General features: G+C 64.8%; 1 protein-coding gene. It reads left to right on the top strand.

Features of this window, described 5'->3' with window-relative positions:
- Nucleotides 1-401 (top strand): NAD(P)(+) transhydrogenase (Re/Si-specific) subunit beta (locus ACAD63_RS17865; protein WP_434033082.1); only part of this gene is annotated, 401 nt, incomplete at both ends.

Here is a 401-nt window from a genome sequence, read left to right as displayed (position 1 = left end):
TTCGGCAAGCTGGCCGGGCGCTACAAGTTCCGCCTGTTCCAGGGCGCGCCGGTGGTGTTCGCCGGCCAGCACTGGCTCAACCTGCTGCTGGCGGTGGCGATGGTCGGCTTCGGCGTGATTTTCTTCCTGTCGCAGGCCTGGCTGCCGTTCCTGATCATGCTGGCCATCGCCTTCGTGCTCGGCGTGCTGATCATCATCCCGATCGGCGGCGCCGACATGCCGGTGGTGGTGTCGATGCTGAACTCGTACTCGGGCTGGGCGGCCGCGGGCATCGGCTTTTCGCTGAACAACCCGATGCTGATCATCGCCGGCTCGCTGGTGGGGTCAAGCGGTGCCATCCTCTCGTACATCATGTGCCGCGCGATGAACCGCTCGTTCTTCAACGTGATCCTGGGCGGCTT

Source organism: Cupriavidus sp. a3 (assembly GCF_051015765.1).
Classification (GTDB): Bacteria; Pseudomonadota; Gammaproteobacteria; order Burkholderiales; family Burkholderiaceae; genus Cupriavidus; species Cupriavidus oxalaticus_A.
The sequence above is the reverse complement of the archived record's forward strand: the minus strand, read 5'-3'. Positions and strand labels throughout refer to the sequence as shown.